Source organism: Acinetobacter sp. ANC 4218, assembly GCF_002135245.1.
In the GTDB taxonomy this organism is placed as follows: Bacteria; Pseudomonadota; Gammaproteobacteria; order Pseudomonadales; family Moraxellaceae; genus Acinetobacter.
This window is the reverse complement of the sequence record NZ_NEGD01000008.1, coordinates 39085-61071: the sequence shown is the minus strand read 5'-3', so window position 1 is coordinate 61071 and position 21987 is coordinate 39085. Positions and strand designations below refer to the sequence as shown.

Here is a 21987-nt window from a genome sequence, read left to right as displayed (position 1 = left end):
TTTAATTTCGTATAGGGTGTATTATTTTAAGCTTAGAAATAATTGAAAATCTAGTGACATCACCTGACGGTCAATAAAATCCTATTGTTGGGAGAAAACTATCTATCAAGATAAATAACAGATTCAAAATTATATTAAAAGAGATGAAATTTATTCTTTAATTTCTGGTAAGTATTTAAGTGAATCATGACAACGATTTAAGACAAATATAGTATAAGAATTAATTAGCAATTTTTTATCAGATTCATTTTTCAAAATTGGGAAATACTGTGTTTCATTCACAAGCATTTCTAAACTATTGATCAATTGTTGCTTAATTATTTTACCTTTTACATCACTATTTGATTCAATACCCAGTTGAATCATTTTTTTCACTTGATCACTTGAAATATTCTTTTGTCGAGCCTCCATAACACTGGAAGATAAATTAGAAATAGAAGGGCATAATTTTTTTACGAACAATTGCATTGGATCACTTTCTGCAAAACAGATCTGTGAGTTAATCAAGTAAGTAACTAATAATAAAAAAGTAAATTTCATTGGATAAACTATTTATTTCATTTGTTTTTCACAAAGCTTCTTTCCAATAAATGCAGCTTTGTTTAAAGCATTTTGTTTTTCTTCAGGAGTGATGCCAACAGGTTCTTTATAGGCCACTACAGTATAAGCTGCATATACCTTAGCCAACTGAATTTCTTCAGGCGTAATAGCATTATTTTTCTTTTCTAGAGCAATATCAATAAGCTGTTTAATATGTTTACCATTTTGAACTTCTTGCATAACTTCAGTAGTTGTTGCCATATAGTGAGAGCAATCTATATTTGTAGTAGTAGCTTCAACAGCATAAGCATTATGAAAAATAAAAAGGGAAAGTATAGAAAAAATTAGATGTTTCATAGATCATTTACTATTCATAATAATTGTATGAATGATATTTCATAAAAAGCCGATTTGACAAATAAATCTATAATTAATTTAGAATTAGGTGTTGTAAATAGCTATTGAAATTAAGGAGTGAGAAAAATTTTTTGAATTAGTAGTGTGTCAATAATTAAATCTAATTTAACATAATGGCCGTTATACAAAATTTGTTTTTAATATTTTTATTTATCAACCACTTAAATCGATAAATTCAAAAATAAAAAGATCAAAAACACATGACTTAACAACTCGTGTGTTTTTTAGCCGCATCTGTAATGTTCTGTCAATAAAGTTGATCAATAAAAATTCAATTTTATAATTTTTGTGAGTTATTAATTCTTCCGGGACAAAAAGAATGCCCATATTTTATGGATGAAAAAATGTCCGTTTTTGTACGCTTTGGCGCACATCAATTTAAGGATTTTGCGGATGGGCGCAGCCGAGTTTTTTTCCTATGATGAATTCATACAGGAACAGGATGTTCCGGAACATAAAACAACAATCAAACGTTCATATACCAGGATCGTGAAGCAAGACAGGAGTCAAGTCATGCTTAACTAACCCATACGAAAAAGCCCGACAGGATGTCGGGCTTTTTTTATATCATTTTATTAAGCCACTATTACTTTGCTGCCTGTTCTACGGCAGGTGGTGAACTCACAGGCTGTTGACTCGCAGAAGCAGGGCTAATCGTTTTATTGACTGGCCGGTTATCCATCATTGTCCCGATAGGCGATACGCGCCAAATTATATTGCCCACATCATCAGCGACCAATATTGCCCCCGAACGATCAACTGCTACCCCAACAGGCCGTCCAAGTGCCTCACCTTGATCATTTAAAAAACCGCTTAATACATCTTGCGGCTGACCTGAAGGTTGGCCATTTTGAAAGGGCACAAAAATAACCTTATAGCCGCTATGCGGTTTACGGTTCCATGAGCCATGTTGACCAATCAGCGCACCACTGCGATATTGCGGCATTAATTGAGCCGTATAAAATGTCAGGCCTAAGGAAGCCGTATGGTTACCCAGAGCATAATCAGGTTTAATCGCACGTGCGACCAGCTCAGGATTTTGAGGTTTGACCCGCGTGTCTACATGTTGGCCATAATAACTATAGGGCCAGCCATAAAAAGCACCATCCTTGACTGAGGTCAGGTAATCGGGCACCAGATCATTGCCAATTTCATCGCGCTCATTCACGACCGTCCATAACATGCCACTCTGTGGTTGCCAGTCCATACCATTGGGATTGCGCAGCCCTGTGGCAAATGGCCGTGCTTTGCCACTGGCAATATCAAATTCCATAATCAAGGCACGCCCGACTTCTTTATCGAAGCCATTTTCCGCCACGTTACTGTTTGAACCTACGGTAATATAGAGTTTGCTGCCCGCAGAATTGGCAATGACGTTTTTGGTCCAATGATGATTGAGCGGGCCACCGGGTAAATCCAGTACTTTGCTGCCGCTTGCGGTAATTTGAGTTGCACCTTTTTGATAAGGAAAGCGTATTAAGGCATCCGTATTGGCTACGTAAAGCGTATTGCCGACCAGCGCCATGCCAAACGGAGAGTTCAGATTTTGTAGAAATATGGTTTTTTGATCAGCCACACCATCGCCATTACGATCACGCAGCAGGCTAATACGGTTGGCACTCTGATGCGATGATCCGGCACGTTTCATCATCAGCTTCATGATTTTGCCTCTAATGCCCTTGCTGTCATCAGGCTTGAGCGGTGCATCGGTTTCAGCCACCAGCACATCGCCATTTGGCAATACATACAGCCAGCGCGGATGTTGCAGTTCTTTGGCAAAGGCCTGAACTTTCAAACCCGCAGCAGGAGTGGGCATGGTATCGGCAGGCCAGCCTTTGGCCGGTGCGATATTCACTGTAGGAAACAGACTGGATTGGGGTTCAGGCAGATGAGGGTATGGACCATAACTGTCTGAAATTGGAGACCTGGATGGCGACGCACATCCGCTTAATGCCAGTACAATGGCAGCACCCACAAGGGGCAGTAAGAATTGAGCAGACATCTTTATTTCCAGCTTATTTTTGCCGCTATTGCCTTACTTTAAAATTTCGTTCCGGCGGTCACCATGCTGTTCTTGTTTTTTCTGGTTGCCGATTGGTTATTGCGTTCGGTTTGAGCGAAGGCAGCTCTGCTGCATAAGCAAAAAAATCCCTCAAGCCGAGTCTTGAGGGAAGATTGGAGATGCCTTTGATTCTTGTTTTTTAGTTCATCAACTGTCGCTTAATCATTCAGCTTAAGCGGACTTGGCGGTCACAACGGATAGCTGTTGCGCTTCCAGTTCACGAACCAATGGCAATACTTTTTGTCCGAAATATTCCACTTCTTCAATAAAATGCAAGAAACCAGACAGGATCAAGTCCACACCGACTGCTTTCAGTTCAACAATACGTTCTGCAATTTGCTGCGGCGTGCCAACCAAATTGGTTTTAAAGCCATCGTTGTACTGCACCAAATCTTCAAAGGTCGATTTTGCCCAGTTACCTTCACCCTCTGCTGTTGCAGCACCCGCTTCACGGGTGGCATCTCCAAAAGATTTCACTGCCTGGACATTGGCTTTGGCCACAATTTCCTGAAGAACAGCTTGGGCTTCTTGTTCAGTATCACGGGCAATAATGAAAGCATTAACCCCAATTTTCACGGCATGGTTATTGGCTTTGGCTTTTTCACGGATATCGTCGATCTGCTTTTTCAGCTCTTCCGGTGTATTGCCATTGGTAAAGTACCAGTCCGATACACGCGAAGCCATATCTCGTGCTGCACGTGAGCTACCGCCCTGAAAGATTTCAATATGCGGTTTTTGTAGCGGTTTTGGACTGAGGGTGTAATCTTTGAATTGATAGTATTGGCCATCAAAACTGAAATGATCCTGCGTCCAGATACCTTTAAGACTACGGATAAATTCTTCTGAACGTGCATAACGCTGGTCATGTTCAGGCCATTCTTCGCCAATGGCATCAAATTCACCGCGGAACCAGCCACTGACCACGTTAATGGCAATACGCCCATTGGTCAGGTGGTCAATGGTCGCCAATTGCTTTGCAGCAAGCGCAGGCTTCCATGGACCTGGCAAAATTGCAGCGATCACTTTGAGTTTTTCAGTTTTGGCCAGGATGCCATGGCTGAAGCTAACCGATTCATGCTGGTTTTCTGCGTTATAACCGGCAGTAAAACGGATTTGGGTTAAGGCATAGTCAAAGCCGCTTTTTTCCGCAGCTTGAGCCAGACGGACGTTATAGTCATAACTCCAGTCCGTACGCTGTTCAATATCGCTGACCACCAAACCACCACTGACGTTTGGCACCCAATAAGCAAATGTAATGTTTTTATCTTGTACTGACATTCTGTCTACCCTCAGGATGTAATTTTTTAGCGCTCTTAAGCGACTTGTGACTTCGGTGCTTTTTTGCTGTGCAGGCGCGCTTCGGCAGCATCAAGGCTTGGCACTGCAGCAGAAGGAAGGACTTCTTCTTGTTCAATTTGCTTGTTGATACCCAGGTTCTGGTTGGCTAGCTGAGATTTCTCTTTGACCACTTCAGCACGCTGGCCTTTGGCAGGTGCCCATTCAAGAATTGGCAATGCACGTGCTACTGCGAGGGTAATGCGGTCACGCAGCAGTTCACTGTGAATGGTATATTCAGGGGTAAAGTCACGGTCTGTTGCATAGACACCAATCGGTAAGGTTTGTGCCTGGAAAAAGCTGAACAATGGACGCAACTGATGTTCAAGCACCAAGGCATGACGTTCGCTACCTCCTGAAGCTGCCAGCAATACTGGTACATCGACCAGTGCCGTCTGTTCTACAAAGTCAAAGAAGTGCTTGAAAAGTCCGGTGAATGAAGCACGGTAAACTGGTGTGCCGACAATCAGGGCATCTGCTGCTTCAACTGCGGCCAGATCATCCTGTACACGTTGTGGCAACTGGTTACGGTAAATTGCACCGCCCAGTAAAGAACCGATTTCGCTAAATTTAATAAAATGAACATGAATGGGGGTTGCTTCACCGAGTTCATCAATAATGGCTTGTACCAGTGCCTCGGTTTTAGAAGGATTGTTTAAGCCGCCTGATACAGCAACAATATTCAACGGTTTTTGCGCATTTAAAATAGACATTTGGGGATAACCTAAAATATAAAATATCGGAATAGCTTTATTAATCAACAGCAGGCATATTCTGTAAAATAAGCAAATCAAGAAAAGTTATCTTATTTTGAGATATAAAGGAAAAAGTCACCAAAATGTGCTTTTATATGATTTAGTACGTTGATTTATATATTTATCTTGCTTACTGATAAGTATTTTAAATTGGCCGATAAAATTTATATCAAAATATGATTAGGTTTGATGATTTTGCGAAAAACCTTGAAAAAAGGGGATTTTTGAGAAAATAATCTCATATCAGATGAAAAAAGTTATTCATTGCATATCCTTAATAGCACTAGTGTGGTTAGAATAGCTCTTAATGTGCACAAGATCTTTCATGCTGCTTATGAATATTTTAATCGTTGATGATCATCCACTGTTTCGTCATGCCTTGATTCAAGCCGTTCGTTATAGCTTGCCGCAAGCGCAAATTCAGGAAACAGCTGCAGTAAATGAGTTTTATGAACGCTTAGATAATGGGCCGGAACCAGATTTGGTTTTACTGGATCTCAATTTGCCGGGAGCTTCGGGCTTTTCGGCTTTGGTGCATGTTCGTGCACAATACCCGTCCATTCCGATTATTGTGGTGTCTGCACATGAAGAAGTGTCAATTATTCAACGTGCCATAGCCCATGGTGCAATGGGTTATATTCCGAAATCTGCGCATCCAAGCCATATTGGTGAAGCGATCCGTCAGGTACTGGAAGGAGAAATCTGGTTACCGCCAAATTTACCGGCCAACATGAATTTTGACCCGCGTGCAGCGGATGAAACTGCACTGGCAGAACGTATTCAGTCACTTACACCGCAACAATTCCGTGTATTGATGATGGTGGCGGAAGGTTTGCTGAATAAACAGATTGCTTATGAGCTGGATGTTTCCGAAGCGACCATCAAGGCTCATGTCACGGCTATTTTCCGCAAACTGAATGTGCAAAACCGTACTCAGGCAGTATTGGCCATCAGTGCCCTGAATATTGAAGAAAAGAAAATGTAATCTGCTGAATACAGCATTCAACGAAAAAGGCACTTGATCAAGTGCCTTTTTTTGTAATCAGTGCTTTAGATCAGGCGACACAGCTTTGTCTGGGAGTACTGTCTGTGCAAAATAAAGGATTCAGTGCACATTGCAGATCATCAATTTGCTCTTGAGAGACATAGGCTTTCTCTTTCAGATATTCAGCCACACTGTCATCGCGCAAACTTAAAAATGCGGCATCATAAACGCCCAAATCGACAAACAGCGCTGCAGTTTCCAGACTATTAAAGCGGTCTAAATAGACATCACTGCCATACAGCAGGAAAATATGATCTTCATTGGCATGGGGATTGATTCCTAAATGCTTTGCCAATTCCAGTGGTGGGGTTTTAATAAACAGCAAATCAGAGAGTTCATCAAACTGGGTGGTATCGAGCAGATTCTGATCGGTTTTGACTTTACCCAGCCATGCCTTAAACACCAGCACCGCACCACCACGCAATAGCATGCTCCAAATTTGGTGACGTACAGTCTCTGTCAAGTCTTTAGCCTCGGCTGCTAAAGACTGAATCAGCTTGTCTTCCTGTTCAGCGAGGCGATCAAATAAACCCAAACCTTGCGGTTTATAGGCTGCCGGGCTAAAGACATCAAAATTCAACTCATCGAAGACCTGTAAGGCAAGCGGGACAGCACTTTGATACAAGGTATCCAAGGCTTGAATATGAGAGTCCTTTAAGTGGCTGGGTTTAAATAGTTCGGTCCATTGAATTTCGGGTAACAGGGCATTGGCCCCATATTGACGATAAAATTGTTGCGATTGATCTATGCCATAACTTCCGGCTTCAGAAATGTTCATCTTCAACTCCTGTATTTTCTATGATGATCAGTTTCGTGGGCCGTGTTTTGAGGCAGTCTGATAGACAGATTAAACTGACCATTGATTACTCTCATATATGAGCTTGGCTGACTGCAAACGAAATACGACTAAAGTTATGTAATGGATTTTTACTGTAAAAATATTTTTAATAATAACAACTTGAAAAATTGTAACTAATTATACAAATGTATATTTAAATTTTGGTCATCTTTGCCATAGGAAATATGACATTGAATTTTTTGGTCAATAAAGTGGCAGCCAAAATAAAGAAATTGAGCAGTTTTGCCTAAAATTAAAAATAAATTGCCAGTGAGGTTAATAAAGGGTGTTTTTATGTAATTAAAATGCCCATTTCACATACATGAAATGGGCATTTGATCTGCAGTGATTTCTGAATAAAACACTTAAGAACCGGAAATTTTTAAGCCCGACAACCAGGAACGCAGCGATGCCGGTTTTAACGGTTTTTTCAGCAGCACAATATTGAGATCTTTCAAATGTTGTGGCAGTTCAGGATCGGAATCTGCGGTAATCAGTGCCACAGGAACCTGTTCCTGACGGTTGGCCAAAATGAAATCCAGACCAATTTTATTGTTGTTCAGGTGCTGATCGACCAGCCAGACCTGAATATTTTCTTGCTGGATGAGTTCTAGGGCCTGTTCGGGTTCAGTTGCTTTAAAGACCTGATAACCCCATTTGGTCAGTAAGGTCGTCATCCCTTCCAGAATGGTTTCATCATTATCCAGGCATAGAATCTTGTAGGCCTTGCTTTTCAGCGGGGTGGCCTGTACTGGTGCTGCCACGACTTTAGGCGCATCTACGATTGGCACTTCAATCATAAAACATGAGCCCTTGCCATATTCAGAATAGACATGTACCGGATAGTCCAGCAGGCTGGTCATACGCTGCACAATCGCCAGGCCGAGTCCAAGACCCTGCTCGCCCCAAGGCGAAGTATGGCCACAGCGTTCAAATTCCTGAAACAGTTTAATGCGCTGTTCTTCGGCAATCCCGGGGCCGGTATCCCAAACCCCAATCCGGATATGGCGTGGTTTTTCGCTAGAGCGAAGTACCCCCACCACAACTTTGCCTTTAGCGGTATAGCGCAGGGCATTGCTGACAAAGTTCTGAATAATCCGGCGAATCCACTGGGGATCGGTGTCGATCCAGAACTGTGCATCATGCACGCTGAATTTAATGCCACGTTGTGCGGCAATAGATTTAAATTGCAGTTCCAGATCACTTAACAGGTCATGTAAGGGATAAGGCTGACGTTTCGGCTGGATGGTACCACCTTCGAGACGGGCAATGTCCAGCAGGGCAGACAGCATGCTTTCCGCACCATGCAAGGCACGGTCGAGCTGTTGCAGGGTTTTACGGTCTTCATCCGACTGTACGCTTTGTTCTAAAGCGGTACTGAACAGGCGTGCTGCATGCATTGGCTGCAACAGGTCGTGACTGGCCGCTGCAATGAAACGGCTCTTGGACATGTTGGCACGGTCAGCCTGTTCGCGGGCCAGTTGTTGCTCGGAAAGTGCATCGGCCAGCTGTTGGGTGCGGTCTTGTACCCGCGCTTCCAGTACGGCCTCATTTTCACGGAAAGCGGTAATATCGGCAAAGGTGGTGACGAAGCCGCCGCCTTCAATGGGATTACCTCGCATCTGGATGACGCGGCCATCTTTACGGATCCGTTCAAATTCATGCGCGCTGCCCATGGCCATCCAGTGAATCCGTTTGCGCACGTGTTCTTCGACCGAACCAGGCCCGCATTCACCGCGCTCGGCGTTATAACGGATCAGGTCGGCAATCGGACAGCCGACATAGACAATATCTTTAGGATAGTCAAAAAGTTTCAGGTATTGATTGTTCCAGGCCACCAGACACATGTTTTCATCGACTACGCTGACCCCCTGGGTCATATGGTCAATCATGGTCATGATCAGATTCTGGTTAAAGCGTTGCCATTGTGAGGCCTGATCCAGAATATTGGCAACCTGACCGAGTGCCAGACCATTATTCACCATGGCGGTGGTGAGCAGGGTACGCGCCGAAGCAGCACCAATGGTTCCGGCCAGATACTGTTCGGTAAAACGCCACCACATGCCATTGGCATTGCTGTTTTCATTCAGGATCACGTTGTTTTGAGCACAGAATTGCTGAAAGGCATGAGTGGCCGGTCCTTCACCGGTAATCCTTTTGGCCAAGGTAATTAAATCGCCCACTTTCAGGCGGGCAACATCCTGGTGAGAGTAATTGATTTCACTTGAGGCATTGTGGGTCGGCAAAGGTTTGGTTTCATAATAGAAGAAACTTTCCGCCTGAATTTGCTCGGCAATACTGGGACGGAAAATTCGTGACACCCACACATACAGCACGATATTCAGACCCAATGCCCAGGTCACGCCATGGGTGAGGGGAGCAAAAGACTGAAAACCAAACAGTGCTTCGGGGCGTAACCAGTCCATGCCTAAAGGCCCTGCAAGCAAGAACTGCTGGCTAAAATGGCTGTATTCAGCAGGCAGGCTGCGCAGTACGGTAGGCAACAGCAAGGTATAGGCCCACATGACAAAACCGGCAATCAGACCTGCATATACGCCCTGTTTACTGCCACCACGCCAGTACAGACCACCAATCAAGGCTGGAGCAAATTGGGCCACGGCACTGAAGGCCAGCAAGCCAAATACTGAAAGCTGGTCGATGTCATTAAAGAAATGGAAAAACAGGAAACCCAGCAACATGACCGCTAAAATACACACCCGGCGAGTAAATTTCAGCACCAGAGGCAGACGTTTGTCATGACGCGAAAGTATGCCGGTACGCCATAAGGCAGGCATAATCAGGTCATTACTGAGCATAATCGACAAGGCGACTGAAGAGACCAGCAGCATTCCCGTAGAAGCAGAAAACCCCCCCAGGAAAGCCAAAAGTGTCAACCACTCCTGATCATAACTGAGCGGCAAGGACAGTACAGCGACATCAGGAATCGCAAGAAAATGCGGTGCAGCATGCAAGGCCCAGCTGGCAATTGGAATAATCGCCAGTGTGGTCAGAATCAGATAAGTGGCAAACCAGCGACGTGCACCGCGAATATGTTTTTCATCCCGCAGTTCAACCACCGCGACATGGAACTGTCGTGGTAAGCAGATAATCGCCAAGGCTGCGAGTAAGGTTTGCACCCAGAACGTTTCGGGAACACCAAACAGCTGAACCTGTTTAAAGGTTTCTGCGACATCCGTGGAAATTTGCCCCAGGTTTTCGGGGGCATCAAATACAAAGAACAGGGCCACACACAGCAGGGCAAACAGTTTGACAAAAGACTCAAATGCCACGGCTAGCATTAAACCGCCATGCTGTTCGGTATTGGCAATTTGTCGGGTACCGAACAGCATGGCCAGAATGGCTAAAATTCCAGTCAAAAACAGCACACTATTGGTGGTGCTTTGTATGCCGGTATTCTGTTGCAACACTACAGCAGCACTCAAGGCAATGGCTCTGAGCTGCAAGGCTAAATAGGGAATAATTGCGATGACTGCCAGAATGGTGACCAAGGATGCCAGAGGGCCGCTTTTGCCATAACGTGCAGCCACAAAATCTGCAATGGAAGAAATGGCATGATGCTGGCGAACACGTCCTAAACGGCGCCAGATATCATAACCCACACCGACAAAAATCAGGGGACCAAGGTAAATGGGCAGGAAGATAATGCCTTCACGCACCGCAGCCCCGGTTGCACCGTAAAATGTCCAGGATGAGCAATATACCCCTAAGGTTAGACTAAAGAGAAACATGCGACCGCGGGTACTTAGGCGACTGGCGTGTTTTTCACCAAAAAATGCACAGATAAAGAGTAACGCGATATAAAGGGCGAGCACGCCGATAATGAGCCAACTATTCATATTGCCTACAGCATAAATTTATGTCGTAATAATAACCTATCTAGTAATCTTGCCGCTTTAATTGATCAAAATTTAACACCAAAGTAGTAATTACAAGAACCTAATAAGATTGTTAAGTTAGATAACGAAATAATTCGAATTAAAAAAATCACCTATGGCTGGGTGCACACAGGAGCATGATTATGGATGAGGCACATGTAGAACGTATTCTACAGAATCCCAAATTTAAAGAAATGGTCAGCAGAAAAAGCAGATTAAGTTGGACATTAACAATCATCATGTTGATTGTGTATGTCGGCTTTATGCTTTTAGTTGGTTATAACAAAGAATTCTTAATGAGTTCGGTTGGCGGCGGCGTTACCACTTTGGGTATGCCGCTCGGCTTGAGCATTATTGTATTGTCTTTCATTTTATGTGGTGTTTATTCGTATATTGCAAACAATAAACTGGATGCATTAAATGAAGAAGCGATGCGAGAAGTTGCAGCAATTGCGAATGAGAAAGGACAGTAATTAGATGAAATGGAATTCATTGAAAGCGAAAGCAGTTGCTGCTTCTACGCTACTGATGTCAGGTATGGCAATGGCTAGTCCAGATTTGGGTGCTGCTGAACAGCAAGCAACCAACTGGCATGCAATTATTATGTTCGCGATTTTCGTGGGCTTCACCTTGCTGATTACCAAATGGGCAGCAAGACAAACCACCAGTACTGCAGATTTCTATACTGCGGGTGGCGGTATCTCAGGTTTCCAGAATGGTCTGGCGATTGCCGGTGACTATATGTCAGCAGCATCATTCCTGGGTATTTCCGCAATGGTATTCAGCTCAGGCTTTGACGGTTTGCTTTACTCACTAGGTTTCATGGTGGGCTGGCCAATCGTATTGTTCCTGGTCGCAGAGCGTTTACGTAACCTGGGTAAATTCAACTTGTCTGACGTGGTTTCATTCCGTCTGGAAGAAAAACCGGTACGTACTTTGGCAGCTCTTAGCTCTTTGGTTGTTGTTGCCTTTTATCTGATTGCTCAGATGGTAGGTGCAGGTCAGCTGATCAAATTATTATTTGGTCTGAACTACAACATTGCTGTCGTGATTGTGGGCCTTTTGATGATGGCTTACGTAATCTTCGGTGGTATGCTGGCAACCACTTGGGTACAGATCATCAAAGCGGTGATGTTACTTTCAGGTGCAACTTTCATGGCTTTCATGGTAATGAAAGGCGTGGGCTTCAGCTTCACCAACATGTTTGAACAATCGATTCAGGTATTCTCTAAAGTACATGAAATCAGCCTTGCAGAAGCAGGCAATATCATGGGCCCAGGTAAACTGGCAGCGAACCCGATTGATGCGATTTCTTTGGGTCTGGCATTGATGTTTGGTACTGCTGGTCTTCCACATATCCTGATGCGTTTCTTTACCGTAAAAGATGCTAAAGAAGCACGTAAATCAGTGGTTGTGGCTACAGGTTTCATCGGTTACTTCTATCTTTTAACTTTCATCATTGGTTTCGGTGCGATCCTTTACGTATCAAACAACCCGCAATTCATTGATGTGGCGAAAATGGCTGTAACTGGCAAGCTAGAACTTGTTGGTGGTAACAACATGGCTGCGGTTCACTTGGCTGATGCTGTTGGCGGTGACTTGTTCATGGGCTTCATTTCAGCAGTAGCATTCGCAACGATTCTTGCGGTGGTCGCTGGTTTGACATTGTCTGGTGCTTCAGCAATTTCACACGACTTGTATGCAAACGTATTCAAGAAAGGCCAAACTACACCTGAATCTGAACTACGTATGTCTAAAATTGCAACTCTAGGTCTTGCGATCTTTGCGATGATTTTAGGTATCCTGTTCGAGAAACAAAACGTTGCCTTCATGGTAGGTCTCGCATTCTCGGTTGCTGCATGTGCGAACTTCCCGGTACTGGTACTGTCAATGTTCTGGAAAGGCTTGACCACTCGTGGTGCAGTAGCTGGCGGTGTTGCAGGTCTTGTTGCTGCAGTAACTCTAATTGTACTGTCTAAAGCGGTTTGGGTAGATACTTTGGGTGTTTCTGAGACACCAATCAACCCATTCAATGGTCCAGCAATCTTTGCAATGCCATTATCGTTCCTATGCTGCTGGTTATTCTCTGTGACTGACAGTTCGGCACGTGCGCATGCAGAACGTAAAGCTTTCGATGCACAGTATGTACGTTCACAAACAGGTATTGGTATCTCTGGTGCATCAGATCACTAAGATACAGTTACTTTAAAAAAAGCCCCATCAGGGGCTTTTTTTATGACTTTAGCAAATGGAACACAACGTGATTGCAAGGCTGGGCTTCGGTTCTCAATCCTATTGTTAGCATGGATGAGTCTCTCTTTTATCAAACATAAATCTGGCAAAGAAGAGGGCGACTTTTATCATTTTTCTACAAATGTTTCACTTGCAGCTCCAAGCATTCATGCTAAGTTGATTAAAAGAAACATAAAAAATTCAGGCATAAAAAAGCAATATTTTGGAGCAGTACATGCAGGCGATTATGGATGTGTGGAAGGTATTTCGCGTATTGCCTTCAGCTTGGCTACTTTTATTACAATTTATTATTTTAATTCTGTCGGTTGCCGTCAATTACAGCACGCCTTACCGTACGCTTAGCTGGCTACTGGGGGTGCTGGTTTTACTGGTGATTGCCAAAGTCATTCGGCAAACACCGATGTTTACCATTTTGGGCTTAAGTTTTGTCAGTGGTGCCGTGATTTTTTCTTCCCTGATTATATTAGGTATAAAAAATCCATGGCTACAAGTCATTGCCCATGGTTTTGAAGCCGCAGCTTACTTTAGCGCGGCCTATGGTTTGTTGCGTTATATGTTTGAAGACCGCTATTTAACCCGAGATGAACTGTTTGCTGCAGGTGCGGTATTTACGTTGCTGGCCTGGGCATTTGCTTTTTTATATAACGTTTGCCAGCTGCTGGTACCGGGAAGCTTTCAGAATCCCAATGTTGCAGGTTTACAAAGCTGGCTTGATTTATTGTTTTTGAGTTTTAGTTTGCAGTCTGCAACCGGCTTATCGGATTTAATGCCCATAAGTGCCCCCGCACGGGTACTGGCACTACTGCAAATGTTTTCCGGGGTTATGTATCTGGCCCTCATTGTTTCACGCTTGATTGCCTTGCAATATATTGCCCATTTACCCAAGCATTCTAAAGATAAAGACCAATAAAAAAGGACGCATAAAGCGTCCTTTTTTGAATTCTTTTTCTAATTAAAAATTAGAAACGGAATTTAGCGTTTACGCCAACAGTTTGTGTATCAAGCGCAAGTTGTTCAGCATTCGCATTTACGTAAGAAGCGCCCACTGCAACGGCAGGAGTGATGAAGTAATTTACGTTTGCACCCCAAGCTGAGTCTGGTGTACCAGCAAAGCTAGATTCAGCATAAGAAGCACCAACGCTTAACTTAGGCGTAACGAAAAGAGTTGTACCTAGGTTATAAGCAGTGTCGTCACCGTAAACTAAACCAGATTCAAAACCGATTGCCATGTTGGTTCCGTCAATAGCACCAACATATTTGGTACGTGCAGTAATTGCATCTTGATCTTCACCGATCGTAGCAGTTTCACCAACTGATTTAACAACGCCATTAGCCATAACATTGAATGCATCAAGAGCAGTTTGATCAGCAACGCTTGTATAACCTACTGCAACCAAGAAATTAGGCGCAGCAAATGCACCAAGTTCTAAGGCATAACGGTCGCCTTGATCATCAGTGGCGTTGTTATTTTTGCTGTCTAAAATTGTGTGGCTATAAGAAGCGCTAGCATATACAGGTACAACTTGAGTTGGCACATAAGCTTCAGCTTTAACGCCATAGTTATGAGCGATAACGTCGATATCGTCTGAACCTAACTCGCCGTAATTATAAGCAACAGATACGTTAGATGCTTGGTTTAAGAAAGCTGCTTCAGCCAATGGGCCTTTAGAAGAGTCAACATCTTTAAGGTAATAAGTACCTTGCAAACCACCGGTGAAATCTTTGTCATTTGCTGTGGTGTCGATGTATTCAGACTGACCTTGTACTTCTACTTGATATGCTTGAGCACCGGTCATGGCTAATAATAAAGCAGTGGCTAAACCGAGTTTTTTCATATTAATTTCCAGTTCTATTTTCTATTGCAGGTGAATTAAACTACTTTCATTGTATTGTAACAAAACATTAAGTCAATGAACTAAAAGAACATTATTTTGTTGTTTTTTTGTTATACATAATGTAATTGGTTGAAAAAAGTACAATTAAACTGTGTCAGGTCAACTTGAAAAATTTGTTTTTAGAACAAATGAATATGAACATTTTTAAAACTTATTTTTTCAGAAATATGCAAAAAATAAGGACTTTGTGTAATGTTAAATTGGATTAAATTTAAAAATTAATTGTAAAATCCAATTGAAATATATTTTATTGCATGATCTGTATGGCATTTTAAGGCTATTCATTTGATTCTAATAATAAAATTCACCTAAAATGGGATAGTGTTGGTTGAAAAATGCACAAATTTTAATTTATTTAGTGCAAATATCGTGCTGTTGTGATGAATTTTAAATCTTACCGTTTTGATAGGCTTTACTTTTATAACGGTTTTTACGATAATATATCTATCAATTCATACTACATTGCAATAATGTGATGATGATCTGATTCTCCATAAACAAGTTTTTGTTTTATATGCCCAACTTTCCCCAAGGTTGGGTTTTTTTTTATGTCAGAAAAATATTGCAGTTGGCTGCGAAGTAAGAACAGGCCATAAAAATGGAAGCATAATCATATTAATAGCAAAACTTATTTTTAGTCATTAGAGAGTAAATCCTTGAGTAGAAACCCTAGAATTAACTTTTATTGCACCAATATGGTGCTTAATTTGGAGTGGGGGATTAGATTTTTCTTGAAATTTAAGTATAAAAAACCCCAACTTTCAAAGAAAACTGGGGTTTTTCGCCAAAATCTTCGGAAAAATTAAAAAATCTGCTGAGAATATATTTAATTTGCCCTAATGCAGTGCATTATGCACTTATTTGTGGCATGTGTAAATATTTTCTTATCATGCAAGTAGCAATATTTAGATAAGCAGCTAATTGAAACAATATAAATTGGGGGGCTTCCTAGAAATAGTCCTGCATTATTTTGTCGATATCTTTAAGGGAAACAGGATTTTCTATTTAAGCGGCTTGCTTAACTGCAATTTATAGATATGCAAAATTTTTAATTGCACTCAATGAAAAGCAGGTTGCTACTATCTGAAGGAAAGAATAAAAATTAAGTTGAAACTCTACAGATATGCACTGGATCTTAAAGCTTTATTAAAGAATTTAGATTTTTTTTAACTTTTATTTGAGAAAATATTATAAGTGGTTGATAGAATGCAGATATTTAAAAACATTGATTAATTTTTAACTCTTTTTAGATCAAAATCGTGTAATATATTTATATATAATTTGAGTATGATCACAGGTCATTTGGTGTGTATGGTGAGTAATTAATTTATGTATAAATTACGCTCGGAACATATCAGCCGGCGACTGTTTTGGTCGATGATCATTATCGCACTGTCTCTTTTGTTTTTATCTGTTCCCTTAATTGTCAGTAGTTATCATAGCTATCAGAAAGCAGATCGTGCCTTAACTGAAATTTCTGCGCTTCGTGCTGTAGCTGATTTAGCCAATAAAATTTCCCGTGAACGGGCACCTGCTAATAAGGTGATGTCGAGTAGTGCCGATGAACTCGCAGAAAATATAAAAGAATTAGAAGCTTACCGAAAAGAAGTAGATCTGCAGATTGAGCAGACAAGTGCAATTTTAGCTACGGCAGGTTTTTCTGTTCAGGCTCAAGCCTTATCTTCTCATGTAAAAGGGGCTTTGGCTCAAGGTCGTCATGCGGTCGATGTTTATAGTGCCTTGCCGCGATCTGAACGGAGTGCAAGACAGCTGGATCAGGCGATTCAGCAAATGTTTAAGGCATGGGATAGTTGTAAAGCAATTATAGAAAATGTATTGGTACATTCTGAAGCTAAAGGAACTTCAGTCTCAGACTACTATACGCTGATTTTAATTTTGGCTGATTTACGTGATCAGGCTGGTCGAACTGCCTCTAATATTATGGCAGCAGTGACTTTTAATGAAAAAATCCCCGAAGATAACTTGGCGCGGTCATTGCAGACGCAACATCAGGCCCATTATTTATGGGCTTTAGTGAATACCATACAGCCTGAGCAGGATAAAACCCCAGAATATCTAGCTTTACATCAGCAGGTAAAAGCACAGTTTTTAGATCAAGGTATTCCAATAATTACTCGCCTGATGAATGAAAGTATCCATAATCAGGCCTACTCATTGACCGGTACGCAACTCACAGAAGCAATGGTTGATAAATTCCTGACAGTAGTCAATCTGCAAAGCTATATTCTGGATTACAGTGTTACGGTGGCTCAAACCCAGAAGAAACAAGCCCAGCAAAAACTGATTTTAACCTTACTGGTGGCGCTGATCTGTTTAGTCGCAGTTTCTTTTACCATGATCTATGCGCGTAATCATGTTTTTATACCGTTACTTAAAGCCAGAAATACCATTCTTCGACTGGCCCAGCATCAGGTTATAGAGAGTAAACAGACACCATTATCTGCTAAGCCAATCACCTTATTAGACGCCCTTAAAGAATTAAAGCGGGTACTACAGCAGCGTGATGCACTGGAATTTCAGCTCAGAAATATTGCCAATACGGATAATTTGACTGGTGTATCTAACCGTTTGGCTTTAGAGGAATATATCCGTTATCTGGAGAATAAGCCGAATCAGTTCAAGCACACCGGCTTAATCATTATTGATATCGATGACTTTAAGCATGTGAATGATACTTTTGGGCATATTGTCGGTGATGAAGTCATTAAACTGATTGCAGAAAAATTGCAATTGAATGTAAGAGCTTCGGATTTAATTGTTCGTTATGGTGGTGATGAATTTTTGGTTTTAATTGAGCACATTAATTTTCCGGAGGCTTGGGCTATTGCCAATAAAATTCTTCAGGAGATTGGCAGATCTGAACTGTATATTGCTGAACTAAACCAGAATATTCGTGTTTCTGTTAGTGCTGGAGTAGTGGTAGGGGGAGCATCGTGGATGTCATTACTGGAAAAAGCTGACAAATCATTATTTCAGGCTAAGGCAAAGGGTAAAAATAAAGTAGCGGGGTGATGCTAAGATCACCCTCTATTTAGTTTTCTCAATTAAATAATTAATAAAATTTGTGCAGGCTACTAACATAAATTTTGCGTCGATATAACTGAGATTTGATTCTTGGAGCATGGCATGATGAATACCATCGCTATCAGAAGCGTAACCGTAAAGTTGGCTTAAACTTGCTTTAAGTGCAGGGTGTAAACCAAGTTTATCTTCAATAATTTTTAGGGCTTTTCCTAAAGTTGCTTTTTCATCATTGGTCACTATTTTACAAATAGATTCGACAGCACTAATTGATTCTTTAATTGAGTTTCGATAATCAGGGCTTTGACGATCTGAGAGCAATTTCAAAGCTTGATTGAGATGTTCTTGAGCACTTGAATATGGATTTGTATTTATTAGGGCATCTTCAATGGATTGAATTTCTTGTTCTGATGTTATTGGTGTAATTTCATTGTTGATGATTCGATATGCACTATTTTCTTTTTCTAACAGCCGATTCATTAGAGTAATAAAAACTTCTTCTTTTACACTATATTGTTCTGGGTAGTTTTCTAAAGTTTCTTCAATAAAACTATAAATGGTATGCCATTCACATCGAAAGAAAAAGGATCTTATATGCTTGATTGCATCAATTGTTTTCAAGGGAATGGTGTCAGTAGGTTCTTTAAATAAATTAAACCAATAGGAATATATCAAATTTCTTAAATTTGAATCTCTATAATAATTCCAGCGACCATAGTCATGTTTTTTATTCCAAAAACAATCATTGAAAATACTCCAGATACTATTTCTTAACTCAAGATTTATACTTTCTTTTTGGATAATGTCTCGAACAGGTTTATATCCATATCGTTCTGAAAATCGCATTTTGCCCTCAACAAATTTAAAATTTTCTATAAATATTTTTAATCTCCCCTAACCCTTCTTTACGAAAGAGGGGGAACCATACTCCTTTAAAAATTTAGAGGCACTCCCTCCTTTGAAAAGGAGGGATGGGGAGGATTTAATAGATCACTTCAACAACGGCTTCAAGAACTTAGCTGTATGTGAAACTTTAGATTTCACCACTTCTTCAGGTGTACCTTCAGCAATAATCATCCCGCCACCAGCACCACCTTCAGGACCCAGGTCAATCACCCAGTCAGCAGTCTTAATTACATCCAGATTATGCTCAATCACCACAATGGTATTCCCCTTGTTGCGTAGCTCATGCAGAATGTCGAGCAGCTTGGCAATATCATGGAAATGCAGACCTGTCGTCGGCTCATCCAGTACATACAAGGTTTTACCGGTATCCCGTTTTGCCAGTTCGCGTGCCAGTTTGACCCGCTGCGCTTCACCGCCGGAAAGGGTGGTTGCAGACTGACCCAGACGGATATAACCCAAACCCACCTGATTCAAGGTTTCCAGACGACGGTGAATGACCGGGATAGCCTCAAAGAAATGCATGGCATCTTCAACGGTCATTTCCAGTACGTCGGAAATATTTTTGCCTTTATAGCCGACTTCTAACGTTTCACGATTATAACGCTTGCCATGACAGGCATCACAAGGCACATACATATCCGGTAAGAAATGCATAGCCACTTTAATCATGCCATCACCTTCACAGGCTTCACAGCGCCCGCCTTTCACGTTAAACGAGAAACGTCCTGCTGCATAACCACGGGCTTTGGCTTCTGGCGTTTGTGCAAACAGTTCACGAATCGGGGTAAATAGACCGGTATAAGTCGCCGGGTTAGAACGTGGGGTACGTCCAATCGGGCTTTGGTCAATATCCACGACTTTATCGAGGAATTGTAGTCCATCAATCGAGTCAAACTTTTCCGCGGTTAACGTGGTTGCACCGTTCAGTTGAGTTGCGGCAAGTGGTAACAGGGTACGGTTAATCAAGGTCGATTTACCTGAACCCGATACACCGGTGACACAAGTCATCACGCCTAAAGGAATGGTTAAATCGACATTTTGCAAGTTATGACCGGCCGCGCCCATCAGCTTGATTTGCTGTTCCGGTTTTGGCGGCTGAGTTCGAACTTTCGGAACCTCAATTTTTAACTTGCCGGACAGGTATTGACCCGTTAGCGAATTTTCATTGGCTGCCAATTCTTCATAGGTTCCTTCGGCAATGATATGACCGCCATGCACACCTGCACCCGGACCAATATCAATAATATGGTCGGCGGCACGAATGGCATCTTCATCATGCTCGACCACCAGCACGGTATTACCCAAATCACGCAGGCGCACCAGTGTTTCCAGCAGACGGTCATTATCGCGTTGATGTAAACCAATGGATGGCTCATCCAGGACATACATCACGCCCATCAGGCCGGCACCAATTTGCGATGCCAAACGAATACGCTGTGCTTCACCACCCGATAGGGTTTCGGCAGAACGGGACAGACTGAGATAATTCAAACCCACTGAAACCAGAAAATGCAGACGTTCACGGATTTCCTTGAAAATCTTGTCGGCAATTTCGCCTTTGGCCCCTTCAAGATTTAAATCCTGATAATAGCTTTCGGCATCGCCAATCGACATTTTGGTGATCTGGGCAATGGTCTTGTCTTTGACCCGGACATTGCGGGAAATTTCATTCAGACGTGAACCGCCACAGGCATCACAGGCGGCATTAGACAAATACTGGGCTAAATCATCACGTACATAGTTCGATTCCGTTTCACGGTAACGACGTTCCAGATGCGGCAAAATGCCTTCAAAAGGTTGCACCCGATTATGTTTACGACCGCGCTCATCGATATAACTTAAATCGACTTTTTCTTTGCCAGTCCCGTACAGGAATTTCTTTTGGGTCTCTGCATCCAGCTCATTCCACGGCGTATCCAGCGAAAAGCCAAAATGGGCGGCGACTTTTTCAATCATGCTGTAGTAATAAGGACGTTGTCTGTCCCAGCCACGAATCGCGCCCTGGCTAATCGAAATTTCAGTATTGGGAATCAGTTTCTCTGCACTGAAATGGCTGCGGGTTCCCAGACCATCACAGACCGGGCAGGCACCAAAGGGATTGTTGAACGAGAACAGGCGTGGTTCCAGTTCTGCAACAGCACGGTCGCATTCCGGACAGGAGTGTTTGGCAGAGAATACGCGCTCAGGTTGCTCGCCTTTCATCCAGGCCAAAATGGCAATATCGCCCCCTAGGCGCAGCGCAGTTTCGAAGGATTCGGCAATCCGGTTACCCAAGTCATCACGTACTTTAAAACGGTCAACCACCACTTCAATGGTATGCTTTTTCTTTTTATCCAATTCCGGTGGCGTGTCAATTTCAACAATTTCACCATCCACACGCGCACGGACAAAACCCTGACTTTGCAGCTGTTCAAACAGGTTGCTGTATTCACCTTTACGCTCACGTACCACTGGGGCTAGCAGCATCAAGGCTGTACCTTCTTCCAGACTTTTTACCGCATCGACCATTTCTGATACGGTTTGTGCCACCATCGGCAAGTCATGTTCAGGACAATATGGTGTTCCCACACGGGCATATAGCAGACGTAAATAGTCGTAAATTTCCGTGATTGTTCCCACAGTTGAACGCGGGTTATGGCTGGTCGATTTCTGCTCGATGGCAATGGCCGGACTTAAACCTTCAATCGAGTCGACTTCCGGTTTTTCCATTTGCGAAAGGAACTGGCGTGCATAAGCAGACAGTGATTCCACATAACGGCGCTGACCTTCGGCATATAAGGTATCGAAGGCGAGGGATGACTTACCTGAACCCGAAAGTCCCGTAATCACCACAAACTTGTCGCGTGGAATATCGAGAGACACATTTTTCAGGTTATGGGTACGTGCACCTCGAATACGGATGTGACTTTGGCTCATGCAATGATCCTAGAAAATTCATCAAAAACCTATATATGATAGCGCATGAAAAATGTTCAAGCTGTATTAAAAAGAATTTAAACGACA

At 42.4% G+C, this 21987-nt stretch carries 15 protein-coding genes; 5 read left to right on the top strand and 10 right to left on the bottom strand.

Features of this window, described 5'->3' with window-relative positions; translation table 11 throughout:
• Positions 1 to 150: 150 nt before the first annotated feature.
• The 5 genes from B9T38_RS09220 to msuE form a co-directional block, all read right to left on the bottom strand.
• Entirely contained in the window at positions 151 to 540 is a 390-nt protein-coding gene (locus B9T38_RS09220; RefSeq protein WP_086196515.1) for a hypothetical protein, read from the bottom strand.
• A gap of 12 nt (positions 541 to 552) precedes the next feature.
• Entirely contained in the window at positions 553 to 897 is a 345-nt protein-coding gene (locus B9T38_RS09215; RefSeq protein WP_143222684.1) for a hypothetical protein, read from the bottom strand.
• Positions 898 to 1543: 646 nt separating this feature from the next.
• Positions 1544 to 2959 carry a PQQ-dependent sugar dehydrogenase gene (locus B9T38_RS09210; protein ID WP_086196513.1) on the bottom strand — a complete coding sequence of 472 codons (1416 nt, stop codon included), beginning with the start codon at positions 2957 to 2959 and terminating at the stop codon, positions 1544 to 1546.
• 231 nt (positions 2960 to 3190) lie between these two features.
• Positions 3191 to 4297, bottom strand: coding sequence for a dimethylsulfone monooxygenase SfnG (gene sfnG, locus B9T38_RS09205; protein ID WP_086196512.1), 1107 nt, complete (start codon positions 4295 to 4297; stop codon positions 3191 to 3193).
• Between the two features lie 35 nt (positions 4298 to 4332).
• A complete protein-coding gene (gene msuE / locus B9T38_RS09200; RefSeq protein ID WP_086196511.1) occupies positions 4333 to 5067 on the bottom strand; it encodes an FMN reductase in 735 nt (244 codons plus the stop codon).
• 376 nt (positions 5068 to 5443) lie between these two features.
• On the opposite strand from msuE, the gene B9T38_RS09195 reads away from it, so the two are divergent.
• Positions 5444 to 6094 (top strand): response regulator, encoded by a 651-nt coding sequence (locus B9T38_RS09195; RefSeq protein WP_086196617.1) that lies wholly within the window; start codon positions 5444 to 5446, stop codon positions 6092 to 6094.
• Between the two features lie 70 nt (positions 6095 to 6164).
• Here the strand turns inward: B9T38_RS09195 and B9T38_RS09190 are convergent, their stop codons facing one another.
• Together B9T38_RS09190 and B9T38_RS09185 are read right to left on the bottom strand one after the other, a co-directional pair.
• Positions 6165 to 6932 (bottom strand): hypothetical protein, encoded by a 768-nt coding sequence (locus B9T38_RS09190; RefSeq protein WP_086196510.1) that lies wholly within the window; start codon positions 6930 to 6932, stop codon positions 6165 to 6167.
• A 425-nt stretch (positions 6933 to 7357) separates the two neighbouring features.
• The gene (locus B9T38_RS09185; protein ID WP_086196509.1) at positions 7358 to 10849 is read right to left on the bottom strand and encodes a hybrid sensor histidine kinase/response regulator; all 3492 of its coding nucleotides are present in this window, start codon (positions 10847 to 10849) and stop codon (positions 7358 to 7360) included.
• Between the two features lie 182 nt (positions 10850 to 11031).
• On the opposite strand from B9T38_RS09185, the gene B9T38_RS09180 reads away from it, so the two are divergent.
• From B9T38_RS09180 to B9T38_RS09170, 3 genes are all read left to right on the top strand, one after another.
• Entirely contained in the window at positions 11032 to 11361 is a 330-nt protein-coding gene (locus B9T38_RS09180) for a DUF485 domain-containing protein (protein ID WP_086196508.1), read from the top strand.
• A 4-nt stretch (positions 11362 to 11365) separates the two neighbouring features.
• Positions 11366 to 13081: a cation acetate symporter gene (locus B9T38_RS09175; protein WP_086196507.1), complete on the top strand. Its 1716-nt coding sequence runs from the start codon at positions 11366 to 11368 to the stop codon at positions 13079 to 13081.
• Positions 13082 to 13355: 274 nt separating this feature from the next.
• Positions 13356 to 14051 carry an ion channel gene (locus tag B9T38_RS09170; protein ID WP_086196506.1) on the top strand — a complete coding sequence of 232 codons (696 nt, stop codon included), beginning with the start codon at positions 13356 to 13358 and terminating at the stop codon, positions 14049 to 14051.
• A gap of 49 nt (positions 14052 to 14100) precedes the next feature.
• Here the strand turns inward: B9T38_RS09170 and omp33-36 are convergent, their stop codons facing one another.
• The gene (omp33-36, locus tag B9T38_RS09165; RefSeq protein ID WP_086196505.1) at positions 14101 to 14976 is read right to left on the bottom strand and encodes a porin Omp33-36; all 876 of its coding nucleotides are present in this window, start codon (positions 14974 to 14976) and stop codon (positions 14101 to 14103) included.
• A 1389-nt stretch (positions 14977 to 16365) separates the two neighbouring features.
• Here omp33-36 and B9T38_RS09160 point away from each other — a divergent pair.
• A complete protein-coding gene (locus tag B9T38_RS09160) occupies positions 16366 to 18069 on the top strand; it encodes a GGDEF domain-containing protein (RefSeq protein WP_086196504.1) in 1704 nt (567 codons plus the stop codon).
• 15 nt (positions 18070 to 18084) lie between these two features.
• Here B9T38_RS09160 and B9T38_RS09155 read toward each other — a convergent pair whose 3' ends face one another.
• Both B9T38_RS09155 and uvrA read right to left on the bottom strand, forming a co-directional pair.
• Positions 18085 to 18924 (bottom strand): AbiJ-NTD4 domain-containing protein, encoded by an 840-nt coding sequence (locus tag B9T38_RS09155; RefSeq protein WP_086196503.1) that lies wholly within the window; start codon positions 18922 to 18924, stop codon positions 18085 to 18087.
• A gap of 144 nt (positions 18925 to 19068) precedes the next feature.
• A complete protein-coding gene (uvrA, locus tag B9T38_RS09150) occupies positions 19069 to 21900 on the bottom strand; it encodes an excinuclease ABC subunit UvrA (RefSeq protein ID WP_086196502.1) in 2832 nt (943 codons plus the stop codon).
• Between the last annotated feature and the right edge of the window lie 87 nt (positions 21901 to 21987).